Below are 19,259 nucleotides of genomic sequence, written 5' to 3'. Positions count from 1 at the left end.
GTCAATCTCCCTCGTCTTCAAAACCGACCAGGGCCAGCGCTCTGCCCTTCAGGCCCATGCTGGATATCTGGTGCAGCAGGGCATCTTCCCGGCCGTGGGTTACCCAGATTTCGCTCGCCTGGACATCCGTTATGGTCTGCAGCAGCTCCGGCCAGTCGGCATGATCGGACACGATGATGGGAAATTCCGCGCCGCGCTGGCGGGCCCGCGCCCTGACCCGCATCCAGCCTGAGGCAAACGCCGTCAGCGGATCGCTCATGCGCCGCGACCAGCGATCGGCGATGGCTGACGGCGGGCACAGCACCAGCTGGCCCTGCAAGGCTTCCGGCAGTTCGTCCGCGACAGGCCGCAACTCGCCAAGTTCAACGCCTTGCGACGCATAGTAATCGCATAACCCCTGCAGGGCGCCGTGCAGGTAGATCGGATTGTCATAACCTGCTGCGCGCACAAGCGAAATCATGCGCTGGCATTTGCCCAGGCCGTAGACGCCGAGCAGATGTGTACGGTGATGAGATGCGGCAAGCGATGCGACCAGGCGGGCGGCTTCGGTGCCGGCATTTTCATGCACGAAGACCGGCAGGCCGAAAGTGGCCTCGGTGATGAACAGATCGCACTTGACCACTTCGAACCCGGTACACGTGGGATCGGCGGCGCGTTTGTAATCGCCTGATACAACTGCGCGATAGCCTTGCCAGTCCAGAATGATCTGGGCGGCTCCCAGTATGTGCCCGGCAGGCGCCATGCCGACGCCAACACCGTTGATGGAAATGGTCTCGCCGTAATCGACCGCCTGCAGGTTCTCACCGGCCCGTTCGCCATACCTTACCTGCATGATGTCCAGCGTCTGCCGCGTCGCCATCACCGACGTGTTGCCGGGCCGGGCATGATCGGCATGGCCGTGGGTGATTACGGCCCGCTCGACCGGGCGCGCCGGATCGATGTAAAAGTCTCCCGGCTCGCAAAAAAGGCCCTTTGGGGTCGGGTACAGCCATGTGGCGGGGTCCAGGGTCATGACACTCAAAACGCTACAACGAGGTTACTGGTTCAGGCAAATGCATCGCGCGCCAGCGCCGGCATCCGGGCATACAATGTGAACCCGCGCACGATGAAGAACAACGACAGCGCAAACCACAGTCCATGATTGCCGAACACCGGCATCAGGCCGTATCCGGCTGCCAGGTAGACGACCAGCGATATGATCATCATGTTGCGCATGTCACGGGTACGCGTCGCGCCGATGAAGATGCCGTCAAGCTGGAAACACGCTGCGCCCAGTATCGGGGTCAGCGCGGCCCACCACAGGTATGTACGGGCATAGGAGCGAATGTCCGGGTTGACCGACATGACATCAATCGACCAGGGGCCTGCGAGCAATATGGCAAGGGACAGGACAATACCGGTAACCATGGCCCATTGTGATGAAATCCGGACCGCCGTGTTGTATCGCTGGCGCGATCTGGCGCCCACCGACTGGCCGACCAGGGCTTCGCTGACCGTGGCAAAGCCATCAATCATATAGCTGCCCATGAAGAACAGCTGCATCAGGATAGCGTTTGCCGATACCGCCACATCACTGATTTTCGCACCCTGTGATGCAAACCACGAAAACCCGAATGTCAGGCACAAGGTGCGCACCATGATGTCACCGTTGACCAGCACCATGCGCCGCACCCGGTCGCGGTCCAGTATCCTGGCCAGTGATGGCCGCTCGCCGTCACGACGCAGGAACATCCACACCACGCCAAGGCCGACAAACGCTGAAGAAACCTCCGCGATCAGGGTACCGTAGCCAATCCCCGCAGTGGCCATGTCCAGATGCAGCACGAACAGCGCATCGAGCAGCATGTTGGCCACGTTGAGGTAGACCTGCACGACAAACGCCCAGCGCATCTGCCCGATGCCGATGAGCCAGCCGAGAATGGCATAGTTGGCCAGCGAAAACGGCGCCGACCAGATGCGTATGTCGAAGTAGATTTTCGCCTCGCGTTCAATGTCAGGAGATGCCGCAATCAGCCAGAATGACAGCTTTGAAATCAGCGGCGCGAGAACCAGCAGGACAATACCAATACCTGCCGCGAGCAGCAGGGCCCGGTACAGGACGGCGGCAAGCTCCTTGCCGTCACCTGAACCATAAGCCTGGGCGGCAATGCCGGATGTACCCATGCGCAGGAAGCCGAAGCCCCAGTAAACCAGCGAGAAAATCAGCGCGCCAATGGCAATTGCGCCGATGTAATGCGGCTCCGGCAATTGCCCGATAACAGCCGTATCCACCACGCCCAGCAAGGGTTGCGATACGTTGGCCAGCATGATCGGCACCGCCATGGTGACAACTGATTTATGTGTGACCGGTGTCATGAGCGCATTGGCATTTGTGGCCGCGTGATTGTCAACTGCATTGCGGATCAAACCTCGTATACTACTGACACATGGACACCAGCGTCTCACATAAGCCATCTGCGCAAACCGGGCTGCCCGAAGTCTTCGCTGACTGGTTTGCCGCTCGTGGCTGGCAACCCCGCGGCCATCAGCTGGACATGCTGGGCACCGTTTCTGCCGGTCATTCCGCGCTGCTGATCGCTCCTACCGGCGGCGGCAAGACGCTGGCCGGATTCCTGCCGTCGCTGATCGAGCTGGCGCAGGGTGCCGCCGGCAACGGGCTGCATACGCTTTATGTGTCGCCGCTCAAGGCCCTGGCCGTCGACATCACGCGCAACCTGGAAGCGCCGATCCGGGAAATGGGCCTCGACATCCGCATTGAAGCGCGCACCGGTGACACGCCTGCCCACAAGCGCCAGCGCCAGAAGACCAATCCGCCGGATATTCTCATCACCACGCCGGAACAGGTGTCCCTGCTGATCACTCAGGAAGGTGCTGAACACTACTTCGCCAATCTGCGGGTGGTCATTCTGGACGAGCTTCATTCCATGGCACCGACCAAGCGCGGCTGCCTGCTGGCATTGGCGCTGGCACGGCTGCATCGCTTTGCACCTGCCCTGAGGCGCGTTGGCTTGTCTGCCACCGTGGCAAGTCCTGACACCTTGCGCGCCTGGCTGATGGCGCAGGATGAGCCCGGCGTCGAGCATATGGCCAAGTTTGTAAAGGCACCGGGCGGCGCGGAACCGGATATCGCCATCATGCGCTGTGATGATGAAGTACGGATGCCATGGTCGGGCCACAGCAGTGCCTATGCGCTTCCCGATATTTATGAGGCGGTCAAGTCTGCCGGCATGGCACTGGTGTTCACCAATACCAGGTCACAGGCCGAGCGCATTTTCCATGAATTGTGGACTCTGAACGAAGACGCCTTGCCGATAGCCCTGCATCATGGCTCGCTGGATGTTTCGCAGCGCCGCAAGGTGGAAGCCGCCATGGCGGCAGGCTCGCTTCGGGCCGTGGTGTGCACATCCACACTCGACCTCGGCATCGACTGGGGTGATGTGGACCTCGTCATCAATGTGGGTGCGCCCAAGGGGTCAAGCCGGATCCTGCAGCGTATCGGGCGCGCCAACCACCGCTATGAGGAGCCCTCGCGTGCCCTGCTGGTGCCGTCAAACCGGTTTGAGGTTCTGGAATGCGAGGCGGCACGGGTTGCGGCGTTTGAAGGTGCCCAGGACGGTGAAGGCCCCGCCGAACTGAAACGCGACGTGCTGGCCCAGCATATTATGGGGTCTGCGGTGGCAGCGCCATTTGTGCCGGATCAGCTTTATGCCGAAGTAACGTCCGCATGGCCGTACCGGAACCTGGCCCGTGAAGATTTCGATCAGGCCGTGGATTTCGTGTCGACCGGGGGCTATGCGCTGAAAACCTATGAACGTTTTGCCAGGCTGAAACAGATGCCTGACGGGCGCATGCGGCTTACCCATCCGCGGCTTGCGCAATCCTACCGCATGAATGCCGGTACAATCGTCGAAGCCGAGATGTTGAAGGTCAAGCTTGCCGGCAAACGGCGCTCGTCCGCCGGCAAGCCCCTGAACAAGTGGGGCGGCAAGGTGCTGGGCGAAGTGGAAGAATGGTTCATCGAGCAGTTGCGCATCGGCGACACCTTCCTGTTTGCCGGACAGATATTGCGACTGGAAGCGGTCGAGGAACTCAATGCACTGGTCAGCCGGGCTGATGCAACCGAGCCGATGATCCCGTCTTATCAGGGCGGCAAGTTTCCCTTGTCGACCTACCTGGCGGGCCGGGTGCGTGCCATGCTGGCAGACCCTTCCACTTGGCGATACCTGCCCGAACAGGTGCGTGACTGGCTGAAGGTGCAGCAATGGAAATCGGTCCTGCCGCAACCCCACCAGATGCTGGCCGAGACATTCCCGAAAGCCAACAAGCATTATCTGGTGTGCTACCCGTTCGACGGCAGGCTGGCCCACCAGACATTGGGCATGCTGCTTACCAGAAGGCTTGAGCGTGCCGGCATGCAGCCTTTGGGCTTTGTGTGCAATGACTATGCCCTGTCGGTGTGGTGTGTCCGCGATGTATCTCTTGCCATCGAGACCGGCAGGTTGTCTCTGTCCCAGTTGTTCGACCAGGACATGCTGGGTGACGACCTCGATGCCTGGCTGGCGGAATCCATGCTGATGAAGCGCACCTTCCGCACCTGCGCCATCATCGCCGGACTGATCGAGCGGCGCTGGCCGGGCCAGGAAAAGTCGGGTCGGCAGATGACCGTGTCTGCCGGTTTGATCTACGACGTGCTGCGCACCCATCAGCCCGATCACTGGCTGTTGAAGGCGGCATGGGATGACGCGGCGTCCGGCCTGATCGATGCAAAACGGCTGGCAATGATGCTGGCGCGCATCAAGGGAAACATTGTCCACAAGGCACTGGAACAGGTATCTCCTCTGGCGGTGCCGGTGATGCTTGAGATCGGACGCGAACCGGTTTATGGCGAAGCCCATGACGCTCTGCTTGCCGAAGCTGCCGACGACCTTGTTGACGAAGCCATGCGGCTCGTCTGACGCCATGGCTGTGCGACTTGGCGATATCGAATTTGTCCCGTGCCTGTCGGGCGCGCTTTATGTGCCGGCCTACGACACATTGCTGATCGCCGACCTGCATCTGGAAAAAGGTTCATCGCGCGCACACCTTGGCCAGTTATTGCCGCCATACGATAGCCGTGCCGGCTTACTCGCCCTGCAGGCAGCGATTGCCAAATGGGCACCGGCCAGGGTCATGCTGCTGGGCGACAGCTTTCATGATGCGCAAGGCCCGGATCGCTTGGCGCCGGCCGATCGCACTCTGCTGGACAGGCTGGCAACGCATGCCGACTTCATCTGGCTGTCCGGAAATCATGACCCGTGCCTGCCGGAGCATTTGCCGGGTGCCCGGTCAGTGGAGATTGCTTTGGGTGATGTTACCCTCCGCCATGAACCCGGCGCCGGCGCGGTCAACGAGATCGCCGGTCACCTGCACCCGGTGGCTGCCATCAGGCGGCGCGGGCGCAGGCTGCGGACCAAGTGTTTTGTCGTTTCACCGGCGCGCATCATCCTGCCGGCGTTCGGGGCCTATACAGGTGGTCTGGACGTGCGCCATGAAGCGTTTCGCCCGTTGCTTGCAGGCGACGCTTTCCGGGTGATCATGGTCGGCAAGAGCGCCTTGCATGCGTTGCCGGGACGCGCGGTGCTTTAGGACGTAGATACGGCGCGCACGACAATTGCCGCAACCAGGGCCAGAACAGCGCCTGTGGTCAGCATGGCCCGCAAGGTTGCATACCACGGTGGCAGCTCGCCGCGTTGCGATGACTGCACATCCCACACACCTTGCAGCAGGAAGCCGCCGATCAGCAGGATGAGGCCGACGGTTGCAGGCAGCAGCAGGGCCACAAAGCCTGCCAGCGACGGCAGGACGGACAGCACAAAAAGGGTGGCCTGCAACGGACCGGGCGGCAGTTTGAGGGCGGCGCCCCAGCGGATGCCGCCGAGAAATGACAGGATGACCGCGCCATATCCCATCTGGATCAGCAGGGCGCGCGACGCAGTGCCTTGTTCGGCCTCGCTGCCCAGCAGCAGAAACGGCAGCCAGAACGGCAGCAGACCGGCTACGCCGAGCCACAGGGCCGGGCCTGGAATCCTGGAAATGGCTTCGGACAGTTTCATGGTCTCGTGCGGCCGGTCAGGTTACAACAAAAGGATAGTACCATAAATAACCGTGTTGCTCAGTAATTGCACAGTAAGTTTGAAAGGCGTTTTGGTGGCTGCAGAGCTTCCGATGGCAGTGATGGTTAGCATGCTGACAGGCGCTTGCGAACATATGAAACGGATGAAGTCGGCAATGTGCGGATGCTCCTTCGGCATGCCAGTTTCTTTCTGTTAATGTCCACTCTGAATAATCAGCGGAACGACTGTTGGGACTGACATGTCTGTAGCGAAGAAAGACCAGATTTGTGCCTTGCTGAAAAGCATCGAGACAGGTGACCCGGGACCAGTCGCGGTGGTCAACGAAGCAAGATATGTCCAACACAATCCCCAAACCCATGAGGGCAGCGAAGGACTTGCGGCGTTGTTCGAGCGGCTCTCCAAGACCTCGCCCCGCGTGAACATCGTGCGGGTATTTGAAGATGGTGATTTCGTTTTTGCGCATACCGAGTACGATTTCGCGCGCAGAAACATCGGCTTTGAAGTGTTCAGGTTTGAAGACGGTCAGGCGGTTGAGCACTGGGACAATATCCAACATAGAGCAGATCTCAACCAATCCGGACGCGGCATGGTGGATGGACCAACCGGGGTTGAAGACCATGAACTGACGGAACTCAATCGGGAGCTCGTTCGATCATATATCGAAAACGTGCTGTTGCGAGGCGATCTCGACAGTGTCGAAACCTATGTCGGCGCAGAGACCTATGCTGAACACAATCCCCGGATGGGAGATGGTCTTGCATTGCTCCGCGGTGCGCTTGGCGCAACACACAACGGTCACAGAATAATCGACTATCAGCGTATCCATCGCGTATTGGCTGAAGGGAATTTCGTTCTTTCCGTCAGTGAGGGATATTTCTACGGGGAGCATTCGTCATTCTATGATCTCTTCCGCGTTTCGAACGGCAAAGTTGTTGAGCACTGGGACACGACTGAAAGAATTGCGCCGCGAAGTGAGTGGAAGAACAACAACGGAAAGTTTTAAAGGAAACCCGTCATCGAATCGGCTGACCGGAGAGGTCGTTTGAGTTTCAATATTCGTCCTTGGCCGGGGCCGGCTTTTCGCTGCGTCATGGACCAATAGGAGTCACGCCTCACAAAGCGGAGCTTTTCTGACAAACCCGTCGCACTATGCTACGGAGCACCATGCGCACGTCTTACGATACGATCGGTGTTAATTATTCTGATCTCAGGAAACCCGAGGCCCGGATTGAGGCGGTGATCTCAAATGCCTTGGGGCCAGCCGAAACGGTTTTGAATGTCGGGGCCGGAACCGGGTCGTACGAACCGGCCGGCAGATCGGTTACCGCCGTTGAGCCTTCCGCTGAAATGATCCGGCAGCGCGGGCCATCGGCAGCGCCTGTCATCCAGGGGTACGCCGAAAGCCTGCCGTTCGACGACAATTCCTTTGATGCATCCACGGCGATCCTGACGGTTCATCACTGGACCGACAAGGAACAGGGCCTCAAGGAGATGCGCCGTGTGACGCGCGGCCCCGTGATTGTCCTGACCTACGATCCTTCATTTCGCGCGTTCTGGCTTCTGGATTACTTTCCGGAGCTGGCAGCCCTCGACGAAACACAAATGCCGAAGATAACCGATTACGCAGAGTGGCTGGGACCGGTGGCGGTTTCTCCCGTTCCCATACCGCATGATTGCAGCGATGGTTTCCTGAGCGCTTACTGGCGCCGCCCGGCAGCTTATCTGGATCCCCGGATTCGCGCCGCCATGTCGTCTTTCTGGGCGGTTGGCGATGTCTCCGAGGCGTTGACAAGGCTTGAGCAAGACCTGGCAAGCGGCGCATGGGAACAGCGTCATGTCGAACTGCTGAACCTCGAAGCGTGCGACTGCGGCTACCGCCTCGTCGTAACCGAAAGCCTTTAGATCACGCCTTTTTGCAGATGCTCCAGCAACTGCTTCGACACGATGCCGTTGACCGGCAGGCCGTTGCGCAACTGGTACAGTCTGATGGCATTTGCCGTGCCCGAGCCCATCTGGCCATCAGCGGTGCCGGGATCGAAGCCTTTCTGGGACAGAAGTTCCTGAACCAGCCTGATGCGGTCTTTTGCGGCAACCGGCTGGCCGGCGGTCTGCCCGGCCGACGCACCTGCCGGGCTCCGGCTGCTGCTTTTGGCGATACCCCATGACTGTTCGGTAATGGACACCATATTGGCTTCGCGCTGTGGTGCGGTCGGTTTCCACGATGCGATCGACTGGTCAATTACCGTGAGCGCGACCTTGTCTACGGCTGCGTTCATCTCCTCTGCCTTTTTGACGGCATCGCGATCACCGCTTCTGGCGGCAAGCGAGTACCACTTGTAAGCTTCCTTGATGTTTTTCGGTATGCCCAGGCCGCGTTCGTTCAGGACGGCGAAATTATACTGGCTGTCGGGCAGGCCATGCCGGGCGGCGGCACCGAACCATTTGGCGGCGCGCGCCAGGTCGGGTTTGCCGTTCGCCGTGTCGGCAGACATCACGGCCAGGTTGTGCATTGCCTTGATGTTTCCCTGCTTGGCGGCCCTGGCATACCAGTTCATCGCCCGAAAGCGGTCCTGGGCAACGCCGCTGCCGCGTTCATACAAAGTGCCGATGCGATATTGCGCAGCTGCCAGACCACCCTCGGCGGCGCGAATGTACCATTGCGCGGCCTTGTCATGGTCACGACCGACCTTTCTGCCCTCCAGGTACCTGCTGGCGATGATGAACTGGGCGCTGGGATTGCCGCTCATCGCCGCCTGGCGAAGCTCGGCAGTACCGATTTGCTCAGGCAGTGTTGTTGCTGTGACCGGCACCGCAGAATTGCCCAGGGTGCCGGGAATCTGCGACAATAGCGGGTCGGAGCTATCGGCTGAGCCAACGGAGGCTGTCGTAATCGGATCCGTCCCGATCCGGTCCTTGCGCGCCGTCGTCGCGGGGATTTCAACCGGCCTGCCGGATACAGGCAATTCGATCCTGGCCGTTGCAGGTTGCAGCGCCTGCTCCTTTGCAGGCTCCACCATGCTGGTTGCCACAGGTGCCGCCGGTTCAGATACAGAGCTCTGTTTGCTGGGGCTTGCGCTGAACAGGCCGGACTTGGTGGTATAGGCGGAGACGGCGGCCAGCAGTACAACAGCGGCCAGAATCAGGCGTTTACGGTTGGAGCCGCCGCTGCTTCTGGACTTTTTGCCGTCGGAGCGCTCCTTGCGTGACACGGCAGACGATAACATGTGTTGTTCCTGATCGGCATCATCTGCATGCGGGTCAAAACCGCCAAAGTCAGCGGGCACTGCTCCCAGCGGATCAGGTCCCGCCGTGTCCACGCTGCCGGATGCGGCCTGGCGCGCTGCGGCTATGAAATCAACATGGCTGTCGGCTGCACCGGCAGGACCTGCCGCGGCCATTGTCTGTGGAGACATCGACATTGGCACATCCGAGTTGATGCCGTGGTTGTTGCGCATGTGAGACCGGACAACGGTCAGCCAGTCCGTGTTGCCTGACGGTGCCTCGGCAGGCGCTGGCTGAGTTTCGGCGGCGGGCGCTGCTCCAGGTGCAGCATCAATGCCGGGCACGTCCGCGAGTGCATCTGTATGAGTGGGTTGTTGTACTGCAGTCTCGCCAACATTGTTTTGTGCTGGGGCGTCACCAGCAAGTGGCTGCGCGGCGACCGTCTGCGCTTCCGCAGAGATTGCCGCAGCAGAAGCGGCGACGCTGGCGGTAAGTGCGTCTATTTCGTCGGCGCTGGTATTACCCGCGGCCACACCGGTGGGATGGCCCGCTGCTGTGTTGGTGCTGTCAACTTCGCTGAGCTTGGTGATGATCTGGGCCAGTGTCTCATGAACCGCCTCCAGCGTAGCCTGGGTACGCTGATCCGCAGTTTCGGCATTGGCTCTTACAGCAGCCAGGCCGTCCTGCAGGGCTCGCAGTTCAGCTGACGGTTCGCTTGCCTCGGCAGACGTTCCGGTCTCGGCCAGTGAGCGGGCTTCAGCGCGGCTCTCTTCGAGGCTGGCGAACAGCTGTTGTATGGAATTTTCAATGGTTGTGAGACTGCCCAGCTGATGTTCGGTTACAGTCAGCCTCTGTTCGATTGTCGCCATCTGGTCGCTGATTTGCGGATCTGCACCGGAAGATGAAGCTGCGAACTGGGTGTCCAGCGCCATGACGCGCTGTTCCAGTGCACCGAGTTGCGGTTGGTAGTCAGCTGGTTGTGCAACCTGCTGCAATTGCGCGCTCAAATCTGAAATACGCTGTTCGAGCTGGGCAATCGGCTCCAGGCCGGGGGTTTCATCCACCCTGCTGGACAGCATTTCCAGAGCGCTGCGCAGCGCCTGAACTTCCTGGTCGGAAGCAGCCTGTTGCCGGATTTCCTCAAAGCGGTGGTGCAATTCTGAGATGTCCGACTGTACGGACGCCAGTCCTGCATCGGAAGAACCTGCGCTTTGCAGTTTCTGTTCGGCCTGCTCCACCAGGCCGGCCAGGCGGGCCTCGATGGCGCTTGCCTGCTCTTCAGCGGCTCTGCCGGCGGTCGCTTCGGCTTGCTGGCCGATGGCTTCCGCTGAATGGCGAACCATGTCAATGCGTTCGGCAAGCTCGCGGATACGGGCTTCAAACATGGCTTTCAGCTGTGGGTCCTCGCCGCTGCCCGCAGTCTGTTCCACGCGGGTTGCCAGTTCCTGCATGCGGGCTTCCAGATCGGCCATGATTTCGGGCCTGCCGCCGTCCCGTGACGGAGCCTCGACCTTGCCGTCCAGTTCAACAATCCGGTTTTGCAGCTGGCCTATGGTGTCAAGGGATTGCTTGTCCGACTTTTCAATGTGATCGACAATGTTGCGAACGGCGCCTTCAAGGGCGCTGAAACCGGGGACCTCGCGAGCCGTGATTTCAACTGGGCGCAGCGCGATTTCCTCAAGCCGGTCACCGATCTTGTCGACACGCTTGCCGAGTGTTCTGACACCCTCCTGGGCACGCTGTTCGCCCTGCTCAATGCGGTCCAGCAGCAGGTCCATTGCCTTGCTGCTGTTTTGGTCGCTTGTTGCAGGCGCGGCGGCGGCAAGCACATGCTGTGGTGCTTCTGCAATTGTTTCGCGTTCCTGCATTTCGCTCAGGCGGGCGACCAGGATGTCCAGTTTACGTTCAATTGCACTGTCATCGGATGCGGAGTGATTGTCAGACTTTGTGCCGGTTTTGCCACGCGATGCAGCTGCCGACTTTGAACGGGCAGTGCGCGCGCGCGTGGATGAAGATGGTTTCTTGCGGGTTGCGCGCGTTTTCAGGTCGGCGTCTTCGTCGGCGCTTTCCAGTATTTTCTGGTTCAGCCATTGCCCAAGGGTCTTGCCTTGCGAGGTGGCAGCGTCCTTTGCAATCTCGCGCGCCTTGCCGTCGATGCCCTTAACGCTCCATGGAATGCCTGGCTTCATGACCCAATTCTCTTTTCGCTGTCCTGACCCGTCCCTTTGCAAGACCGGCCAATGCCCGGTGGAAACGAATCCACCCCCTCGATAATGCTAAAAGTTAACGGGTTTGGTTAAGAACGAGTTAAGCTTGTCCCTATTTTGGACATTTGATTTACGTTTTGTATTTGGCAAGATTTGCGGATACCGCCATTTTCGTGTTAATACCTACCGTATACGTATTGACGCAGATGCGTGGTGTGATACACACGCTGCCCAAATCGCTATTAAATGAGACTTTTGGTCACGTCATGAGTGGTTTTATGAGATTGCAACAGGCTAATTCTTGCCGCATTCTATTATTAGGTAAAGTTTTACCCAAGCATGCCATTTGGCAGATGCTAGTTTATCGTGTAATTGCAAATCCATTATTTGCCTGGTCGAAGCCAGGCTGGAAGGTGACTTATGGTTGTTAAATCGGGGGAACATGAAAACCGGGATCGCACATATTCGATTACTGAATTGTGCAAAGAGTTCGAAGTGACACCGCGAACCCTGCGTTTTTATGAACAAAAGGGCTTGCTCAGCCCGGCGCGACGCGGCTGGACGAGATTGTTCTCATACCGCGACCGGGCTCGGCTGAAGCTGATCCTGCGCGGCAAGAAGGTCGGGTTTTCGCTTGAGGAAATCAAGGAACTGCTGGACCTTTACAGCTTGCGTGATGGTCAGTTGACCCAGCTTCGGGTAGCTTCGACCAAAATGCGTGAACGTCTGGACGCACTCCAGGTACAGCGTGTTGAGCTTGACGAAGCGATACTCGATCTTCAGCGCACCGTTGAGATTGTCGACGGAATGTTGAAAGAGCGCACTGAAGGTAATGCGGTCAAGGCAAAAGCCGGCTGATTTGGCCCGCTTTGCCTGTTTGACGGCGTGCACCTGTAATTTGAAATGCCATCGGCCCGGCCGGTGGCATTTTTTTCTTGCCGAGCAGGCAGGGAAAGCCGGATCATGAGCTGGAGTTCTGATGCATCATGAAACGGACCAACCCTTATGAGTGTTTTTGATCTGCCCACACCGGCCTGGATGGCCGAAGACCATGAAATGCTTGTAGAGCAGGCAGGCAGGTTCTTCGAAGCCGAAGTGGCTCCACGTTATGATGATTTCGAAAAGGCCGGCGTATTTGATCGCGACATTTGGAAACAGGCCGGCGCTGCAGGTCTGCTATGTGCCGCGGTGCCTGAAGAATTTGGCGGACCGGGTGGGGATTTCGGTCATGAGGCGATTATTACCTATCAGACAAACCTGCATGGTTGCGACGGTTTCGGCGGACCCTTGCACTCGGCAATTGTTGCTCCATACATCCAGCACTATGGTTCCGACGAGCAGAAGAAACGCTGGCTGCCCAAAATGGCGACCGGCGACTACATCGCGGCGATTGCCATGACGGAGCCGGGAGCCGGTTCCGACCTGCAAGGCGTGAAGACAACCGCAAAGCGGGATGGAAATCATTATGTGATCAATGGCTCAAAAACCTTCATCACCAATGGCCAACTGGCCAATCTGATACTGGTCGTAACCAAGACCGACCCGTCGGCTGGCGCCAAAGGCACGTCGCTGTTTGTTGTCGAGACCGACAAGGTGGACGGCTTCAGGCGCGGACGGAACCTCGACAAGGTGGGTATGAAATCAAATGACACATCGGAGTTGTTTTTCGATGATGTTCGAGTGCCGGCAGATGCACTTCTGGGCCCGGAGGAGGGCCAGGGGTTTGTGCAGCTCATGCAGCAGCTTCCCCAGGAACGGTTGCTGATTGCGGTTTACGCCGTTGCCCGGATTGAGCGCGCGTTGCGCGAAACCCTGGATTATGTCAAGCAGCGCAAGGCATTCGGCAAGTCTGTCATTGACTTCCAGAACTCCCAGTTCGTGCTTGCCGAGTGCAAGACCGAAGCAACCATCGCCAAGGTATTCGTCGATAACTGCATTGAACGCCACATCAATGGCGGTCTCGATGCAACCACCGCCTCGATGGCGAAATACTGGCTTACCGATCTCCAGTGCAAGATCATCGACAGATGCCTGCAACTGCATGGTGGCTATGGTTACATGGATGAATACCCGATTTCGCGCATGTATCGCGACGCCCGTGTCGAGCGGATATACGGCGGATCGAACGAGATCATGAAAGTGCTGATTGCGCGTTCCCTGTAGGTCTGCAGTTCCAGGTTCAGTCCACGATTGCCTGATAGACCAGCGCCCGCAATTCCTTGCGGCTCGGCCAGGTGCTCGACGGCAGCAGCTGGGTCAGGAACACCACCGACAGTTCCTCTTTCGGGTCGCACCAGAAATACGTGCTGGCCATGCCGCCCCAGGAAAAATCGCCGGCACTGGCCGACAGCATCGATTGTGCCGGATTGAGGCTGATGGCAAAGCCCAGGCCGAAGCCAACACCGCTGAACGATGTCTCGCACCACGCACTGGGGCCAAGCGTTGCCAGGTCGACACCGCCGGGAAGGTGGTTTGACGTCATCAGAGACAGGGTATGCCGGCTCAGCAGGCGCACATCGCCAAGCGCGCCGCCGCGCCGCAGCATCTCGGCAAACCGCAGATAGTCGCGGCCGGTTGATATCAATCCCCCGCCGCCGGACATGGTGTCCACCTCACCCTCGCCGAACCCGGTGGGAAACACCGGCATGCCGCCCTCGGGGTCATATGCATAGCATGGCCCCAACCGGCCCATTTTTGATGACGGCACGACAAACGACGTGTCGTGCATCTCGAGGGGCTCGAGAATATTGTCTGCAAAAAACCGGTCCAGCGTCTTGCCGGAGACCACTTCCACAATTCGCCCGACTACATCCGTGGCAACCGAGTAATGCCAGCGTGACCCGGGCTGAAACAGCAGCGGTGTTTCAGCCAGCCGCACAGCGGTCTCTGCAAGCCCGCCGGCACGTTGTCCGAAATCCAGCCGGTTGGCACCGTAGGTCTCGGACAAAAGGTCCTGGTTGAAGCCGTAGGTGAGCCCCGACGTGTGCGTCAACAGGTTGTGTACCGTCATCGGAGCGTGCAGCGGTTCGGTCTGATCAAGGCTCTCGGCACCGGACACGAGCACCTTGGTATCTGCAAACTCCGGGATGAACATCGACACCGGGTCATCCAGGTGAACCAGCCCTTGTTCATACAACATCATGAACGCCGTCGACGTCACAGGCTTGGTCATTGAATACATGCGCGCCAGCGTGTCGGGTGTGTAAGCGGTCTTGGCCTCCACGTCCGAGTACCCGGTATGGCCTTCCCAGGCCACCCGGCCCTTGCGGGCGATCAGGGTCGCGGCAAACGGAAACCTGCCGCCATCGACATAGCGCTGCATCCAGTCGTCAATTCGGGTGAGACGGGCAGCGTCGAGGCCGCACTGGGCAGGAGATGATGTTTGTAAGGGCATGGCCGGGATTGAGGCTCAAATGGTGATGACGGTCAAGGGGTCGCAGCGCGGCAGGGCTGCTTTTTCACAATGCTGGCGCAAACGACCGGTCTGGGGGCTGAGATGTCTGTGCATCCGGCGAATTCCGGCATGTGACGGACTGCACATCCCAAAGATTACAATTCCGTCATCTTCACTGACATCAACGTGATTGACACGACATACAGACAAACAAGACAAAAAAGAGGAACCGGACCAATGACCACCATCCGCAACACAGCAATCGCCGCCGTCGCAGCCATCACCATCGCCGCTGCAATGGCCTCGCCCGCCCACGCCATTTCGAAAAAGGGCGCGTTCTGGGCCGGTGTCGGTACCGTCGCAGCCATCGGCGCTCTCGGCGCCGCACATGGCCACGGCTATTATGGCTACGATCATGGGTATCGCGGTGGCCGCCACTACCGCCGTTCGGCTCGCCGCTGCGCCCGCCGCTTTGGCTGGCACACATGGCGCTGGGAACGCTGCATGGCTCGCCGCGGCTACTGATCTCAAAAACTACCGTCATCACAATGAATTGCGCCATCGGGACAATCCCGGTGGCGTAAGTTTAATTTGTACCTGATCCCGGTTTGCCGCTAATCTGCCGTACACAGCGGATGTGTCTGGCGCGTAAGCACTTTTTACGCAGCCACAGCATCGAGAGTTAATGCGGTGAGAAAGACTGCAAGAATGACGACGGGAGTCTGGACATGTTCAGGAAATTGTCGGCCGTCGCGGCAACAGCGCTTATTGTGACGGCTGGATCACAGATTGCTTCGGCAGCTGTCGTATTGCCGGGGATTGCTGACAGGGCACCGCTCAGCAAGAGCGTAAGCGGCGGCAGCTACAAGGTGGCGCGCGATACGCGCAGAGCTCGTGAGCGCCGCCGGAAGATCCGGCGTGAGCTGGATGATATAGGCACCGGTATCATGGAAGGGTTCCTGGCGCTTGGCGCGGCAGCGGCAGCAGCGCGCGACCACAAGGTGTTCAGGCGCGACCGGTCCTGCAGGCGTATTGAGCGTCGCTGTGCCAAACGCCATGGCTGGGAGACCCGCAGGTGGGAAAACTGTGTCGAAAACCGGGGTTGCTAGATCAAATTCTGCCGATCAGACATTGCGTTGCCGGATCAGTCCGGGTGCGCTGTTTTTTGACATGTACTTGGTGTCGTTTTGCACCTAGTTTGCGCCGCAGAATCGGTACTGGCAGGTGCTTGGACGTGATGTTCACAGCCCGCCATGTGCAATAGATACAATCTAAGGACAGGAGTCTGAAATTGGTCAGGAAATTGTTTGCCGTCTCAGCGACAGCGCTGATGCTGATGGCCGGCTCGCAGATCGCATCTGCGGCAGCCATAGCGCCGGGAGTTGCCGTGAAGGCACCAATTGCGGCACCTGCAGCGGACGGCAGCTACAAGGTTGCAAAGAAGCAGCGCAGGGCGCGCAACCGCATCCGGCGCAACCGGCGCAAGCGCAACAGAAGGCGCAATCTGGGCATCGGCCTGGGGCTGACGGCAGGCGCGATAGCCATTGGCGCTGTGGCAGCCGCGGCACGCGAGCGCGAGGAATACAGGGCATGTCGCCGTATCGAGCGGCGCTGCGCGCGTCGCCATGGCTGGGAAACCCGCAGGTGGTACAGATGTGTCGAGAACCGTGACTGCTAGCCCGGTTGCAACTGAACGTTTGGCAACGCCGCCGGAGTGATCCGGCGGCGTTTGTTATTCCGGCCGGGTGGACCGGCAGGGTTTCCTTCTGCATTGTGGTTGTTGTAGCTGTGAAATGGTCATTTCATCCGGTTCGACCGGATTTTCGGTAACAGGGGCGCCACAAACATGAATACCTTGCAGATCACGGCACTGTTGATTGTCTTTGCCGGTGCCTTTGGGGCCATCAATTACCTGTTCTTCAAACTACCGTCAGCCATCGGTATTCTGGTCGTGGCGTTTCTGGCATCGTTGTCGGTGCTTGGCCTGGAAGCCTTGTTTCCGGTTCTCAGCATTGCCGAGGCCATCACCGCCTTTGTGGCGGAAATCGAATTTTCGCAAGCCCTGCTGGAAGGCATGCTGGGTCTCTTGCTGTTTGCAGGCGCCCTGCACGTTAACATTGACGATCTGCGCAATGAAGCATGGGTGATCGTCTTGATGGCGACATTGGGGGTTGCCCTTTCAACCCTCGTCGTCGGGGTTGGCTTTTACTGGCTTACCGCCATGCCGCTATTGGCGGCCCTGGTGTTTGGCGCGCTGATTTCGCCCACGGATCCGGTCGCGGTTCTCGGTGTTCTGCGGCAGGCCGAGCTGCCCAAATCCCTTGAAACCAAGATTGCCGGCGAGAGCCTGTTCAACGACGGTGTCGGCTACGTTGCGTTTTTGCTGCTCGCCGGGCTGGCGTTTCCGGTGGCAGGCGTACACGCAGATGCAAGCATTACCGGCGTGGCGGGCTTCTTTGCCAAGGAAGTGCTCGGTGGCGTGCTCCTGGGTGCGGTGCTTGGCTGGTGTGTGTTTCAGGTGATGAAGCGCATTGATGATTACCCGCTGGAAATACTGCTGTCACTCGGCCTGGCGTTTGGCGGTTATGAACTGGCCGTCGCACTGCACGTATCGGGTCCGATCATGGCGGTGGTGGCCGGGTTGTTTATCGGCAATACCGGCGTCAAATACGGCATGTCGGAACAAACCCGGCAACACCTGAACGCATTCTGGACCCTGATTGACGAAATGCTCAATGCAGTGCTGTTCCTGCTTATCGGGGTGGAGATTTTTGCCATTACATTCAACTGGGACACCATGACGACCGGGCTGGCGGCCATCGGACTGGCGCTTGTCGGCCGACTTGTCGCCGTGGCCATCCCCATAGCGGTTGTATCGCCGTTCAGGGGGTATTCGAAAGGTGTGGTGCCGATCATGACCTGGGGTGGCCTGAAGGGAGGCATCTCGGTGGCCCTGGCGCTTTCACTGCCGGCCAGCGAATGGAAACCTGAAATCCTGACCGCGACCTACCTGGTCGTGCTGTTCTCGATCATTGTACAGGGACTGACGGTTGCACCTCTCGCGAGGCGCGTGGGTCGTGAACCGGAAATGCTTTGATATCGCTCACGCAAGCAGCCTTCGGCTGCGCTCCGCTAGGGCGCACTTCGTGCGACGGCCGGTCGGCCTTGCCTCAGCACTTGCGTGCTTCGGATTGGAGCTCATCACTACTATTGTTCGGGGTCGGAGAACGGCGCGAAGCACGCAGTGCTGAGTAAAGCTGTTCGACCGGAATAATGAGTAACCACTTGCACCTACCTAGATGTTGAACCCCAACTAGGCCCGACCGGGCCTCGGGCCGGTCAGGCCCGCCCTGGCGGAGCGCAGCCGAAGGCTGCTTGCGTGAGCGGAACAAAACAAACCAGGCTGCTTGCGCAGGCGGCCGAAGGTGTTGCCAAGTGGCTCCATCGCGGTTATAAGCCACCTCGTTTGAACGAACCGCCCGGCCAGTGTGGGCTGCCGTGGCGGTTTAAATGCTTAAAAACAGGCTCAAACGACAGGCTCATCACGTCGCGAGCGAAGCAGGGCAAGGCCGATCGGCCAGCGCATGAAGTGCGCGCTCAGCTTGGGTTTGCGAACCGGATGAACATTGTCGTGAGCAAAATGGAGACAGCAAAATGCCCAAAATGAAGACGAAAGCGTCTTGCAAGAAGCGTTTCAGCTTCACCGCAAGCGGCAAGGTGAAATCGGCTCAGGCCGGTAAGCGCCATGGCATGATCAAGCGGTCGAACAAGTTCATCCGCAATCAGCGCGGGACGACAATCCTCACGGAGTCGGACGCAAGGATCATCAAGGGCTTTATGCCCAACCGCTAACGGTACGCAAGGAGTTACCCCAAAATGGCACGAGTTAAACGTGGTGTGACCGCTCATGCGCGTCACCGCAAAGTCGTCAAGGCAGCCAAAGGTTATTACGGCCGCCGCAAAAATGTGTTCCGCGCTGCCGTCCAGGCCGTGGAAAAGGCAGGTCAGTACGCTTATCGCGACAGGCGTCGCAAGAAGCGTAATTTCCGTTCATTGTGGATCCAGCGCATCAACGCTGCATGCCGTGAACTGGGCATGACCTATGGCCGATTTATCGAGGGCCTCGGCAAAGCCGGTGTCGAAGTCGACCGTAAAGTCCTGTCCGATATTGCCGTACGCGAACCAGACGCATTCAAGGCGTTGGTCGAAAAGGCAAAAGCTGCGCTGTAAGTCTTAACGCTGCTATCTGACTACACACACACCGAGTTGAAGCCGGGCATTGTTGTCGCAAGAGTATTGCGCGATAAGTCCGGCTTTGTTGTT

Annotated in this window: 17 protein-coding genes; 12 read left to right on the top strand and 5 right to left on the bottom strand. The window is 59.0% G+C overall.

The genetic code is table 11. The features are described from left to right. Position 1 precedes the first annotated feature (1 nt). Positions 2–1,012: a ligase-associated DNA damage response exonuclease gene (locus DHN55_RS03645; protein WP_108880018.1), complete on the bottom strand. Its 1,011-nt coding sequence runs from the start codon at positions 1,010–1,012 to the stop codon at positions 2–4. A gap of 32 nt (positions 1,013–1,044) precedes the next feature. After that, positions 1,045–2,355 (bottom strand): MATE family efflux transporter, encoded by a 1,311-nt coding sequence (locus DHN55_RS03640; protein ID WP_337659887.1) that lies wholly within the window; start codon positions 2,353–2,355, stop codon positions 1,045–1,047. 71 nt (positions 2,356–2,426) lie between these two features. Here DHN55_RS03640 and DHN55_RS03635 point away from each other — a divergent pair, with 71 nt between their 5' ends. Next, complete coding sequence (locus DHN55_RS03635; RefSeq protein ID WP_108880017.1) at positions 2,427–4,955, top strand: ligase-associated DNA damage response DEXH box helicase; 2,529 nt, start codon at positions 2,427–2,429, stop codon at positions 4,953–4,955. Between the two features lie 4 nt (positions 4,956–4,959). Then, complete coding sequence (gene pdeM / locus DHN55_RS03630) at positions 4,960–5,625, top strand: ligase-associated DNA damage response endonuclease PdeM (protein WP_108880016.1); 666 nt, start codon at positions 4,960–4,962, stop codon at positions 5,623–5,625. Here the strand turns inward: pdeM and DHN55_RS03625 are convergent. Next, a complete protein-coding gene (locus tag DHN55_RS03625; protein ID WP_108880015.1) occupies positions 5,622–6,092 on the bottom strand; it encodes a DUF3429 family protein in 471 nt (156 codons plus the stop codon). The genes pdeM and DHN55_RS03625 overlap by 4 nt on opposite strands. A gap of 259 nt (positions 6,093–6,351) precedes the next feature. On the opposite strand from DHN55_RS03625, the gene DHN55_RS03620 reads away from it, so the two are divergent. Further along, positions 6,352–7,116 carry a nuclear transport factor 2 family protein gene (locus tag DHN55_RS03620; protein WP_108880014.1) on the top strand — a complete coding sequence of 255 codons (765 nt, stop codon included), beginning with the start codon at positions 6,352–6,354 and terminating at the stop codon, positions 7,114–7,116. A gap of 161 nt (positions 7,117–7,277) precedes the next feature. Next, positions 7,278–8,015, top strand: a complete 738-nt coding sequence (locus tag DHN55_RS03615) for a methyltransferase domain-containing protein (protein WP_108880013.1) — start codon at positions 7,278–7,280, stop codon at positions 8,013–8,015. On the opposite strand, the gene DHN55_RS03610 is transcribed toward DHN55_RS03615, so the two are convergent. Then, positions 8,012–11,524, bottom strand: coding sequence for a peptidoglycan-binding protein (locus DHN55_RS03610; protein WP_108880012.1), 3,513 nt, complete (start codon positions 11,522–11,524; stop codon positions 8,012–8,014). The two genes, DHN55_RS03615 and DHN55_RS03610, sit on opposite strands and share 4 nt — an antisense overlap. Before the next feature lie 438 nt (positions 11,525–11,962). On the opposite strand from DHN55_RS03610, the gene DHN55_RS03605 reads away from it, so the two are divergent. Continuing rightward, on the top strand, positions 11,963–12,400 hold the full coding sequence (locus DHN55_RS03605) for a MerR family transcriptional regulator (protein WP_108880011.1): 438 nt from the start codon (positions 11,963–11,965) through the stop codon (positions 12,398–12,400). A 147-nt stretch (positions 12,401–12,547) separates the two neighbouring features. Further along, positions 12,548–13,705: an acyl-CoA dehydrogenase family protein gene (locus tag DHN55_RS03600; RefSeq protein ID WP_108880010.1), complete on the top strand. Its 1,158-nt coding sequence runs from the start codon at positions 12,548–12,550 to the stop codon at positions 13,703–13,705. A 16-nt stretch (positions 13,706–13,721) separates the two neighbouring features. Here DHN55_RS03600 and DHN55_RS03595 read toward each other — a convergent pair whose 3' ends face one another. Beyond that, complete coding sequence (locus DHN55_RS03595) at positions 13,722–14,936, bottom strand: serine hydrolase (protein ID WP_108880009.1); 1,215 nt, start codon at positions 14,934–14,936, stop codon at positions 13,722–13,724. A 237-nt stretch (positions 14,937–15,173) separates the two neighbouring features. Here DHN55_RS03595 and DHN55_RS03590 point away from each other — a divergent pair, with 237 nt between their 5' ends. The 6 genes from DHN55_RS03590 (at position 15,174) to rplT (ending at position 19,166) form a co-directional block, all read left to right on the top strand. Next, positions 15,174–15,461 (top strand): hypothetical protein, encoded by a 288-nt coding sequence (locus DHN55_RS03590; protein ID WP_108880008.1) that lies wholly within the window; start codon positions 15,174–15,176, stop codon positions 15,459–15,461. A gap of 203 nt (positions 15,462–15,664) precedes the next feature. Then, entirely contained in the window at positions 15,665–16,045 is a 381-nt protein-coding gene (locus DHN55_RS03585) for a hypothetical protein (protein ID WP_108880007.1), read from the top strand. A 182-nt stretch (positions 16,046–16,227) separates the two neighbouring features. After that, the gene (locus DHN55_RS03580; RefSeq protein WP_337659886.1) at positions 16,228–16,614 is read left to right on the top strand and encodes a hypothetical protein; all 387 of its coding nucleotides are present in this window, start codon (positions 16,228–16,230) and stop codon (positions 16,612–16,614) included. A gap of 168 nt (positions 16,615–16,782) precedes the next feature. Beyond that, complete coding sequence (locus DHN55_RS03575; RefSeq protein ID WP_108880005.1) at positions 16,783–18,033, top strand: cation:proton antiporter domain-containing protein; 1,251 nt, start codon at positions 16,783–16,785, stop codon at positions 18,031–18,033. 557 nt (positions 18,034–18,590) lie between these two features. After that, positions 18,591–18,788, top strand: a complete 198-nt coding sequence (gene rpmI, locus DHN55_RS03570; protein WP_108880004.1) for a 50S ribosomal protein L35 — start codon at positions 18,591–18,593, stop codon at positions 18,786–18,788. 24 nt (positions 18,789–18,812) lie between these two features. After that, on the top strand, positions 18,813–19,166 hold the full coding sequence (rplT, locus tag DHN55_RS03565) for a 50S ribosomal protein L20 (RefSeq protein ID WP_108880003.1): 354 nt from the start codon (positions 18,813–18,815) through the stop codon (positions 19,164–19,166). Positions 19,167–19,259 lie beyond the last annotated feature (93 nt).

Origin of the sequence: Anderseniella sp. Alg231-50 (assembly GCF_900149695.1) — a bacterium.
Lineage (GTDB): Bacteria > Pseudomonadota > Alphaproteobacteria > Rhizobiales > Aestuariivirgaceae > Anderseniella.
The sequence above is the reverse complement of the archived record's forward strand: the minus strand, read 5'-3'. Positions and strand labels throughout refer to the sequence as shown.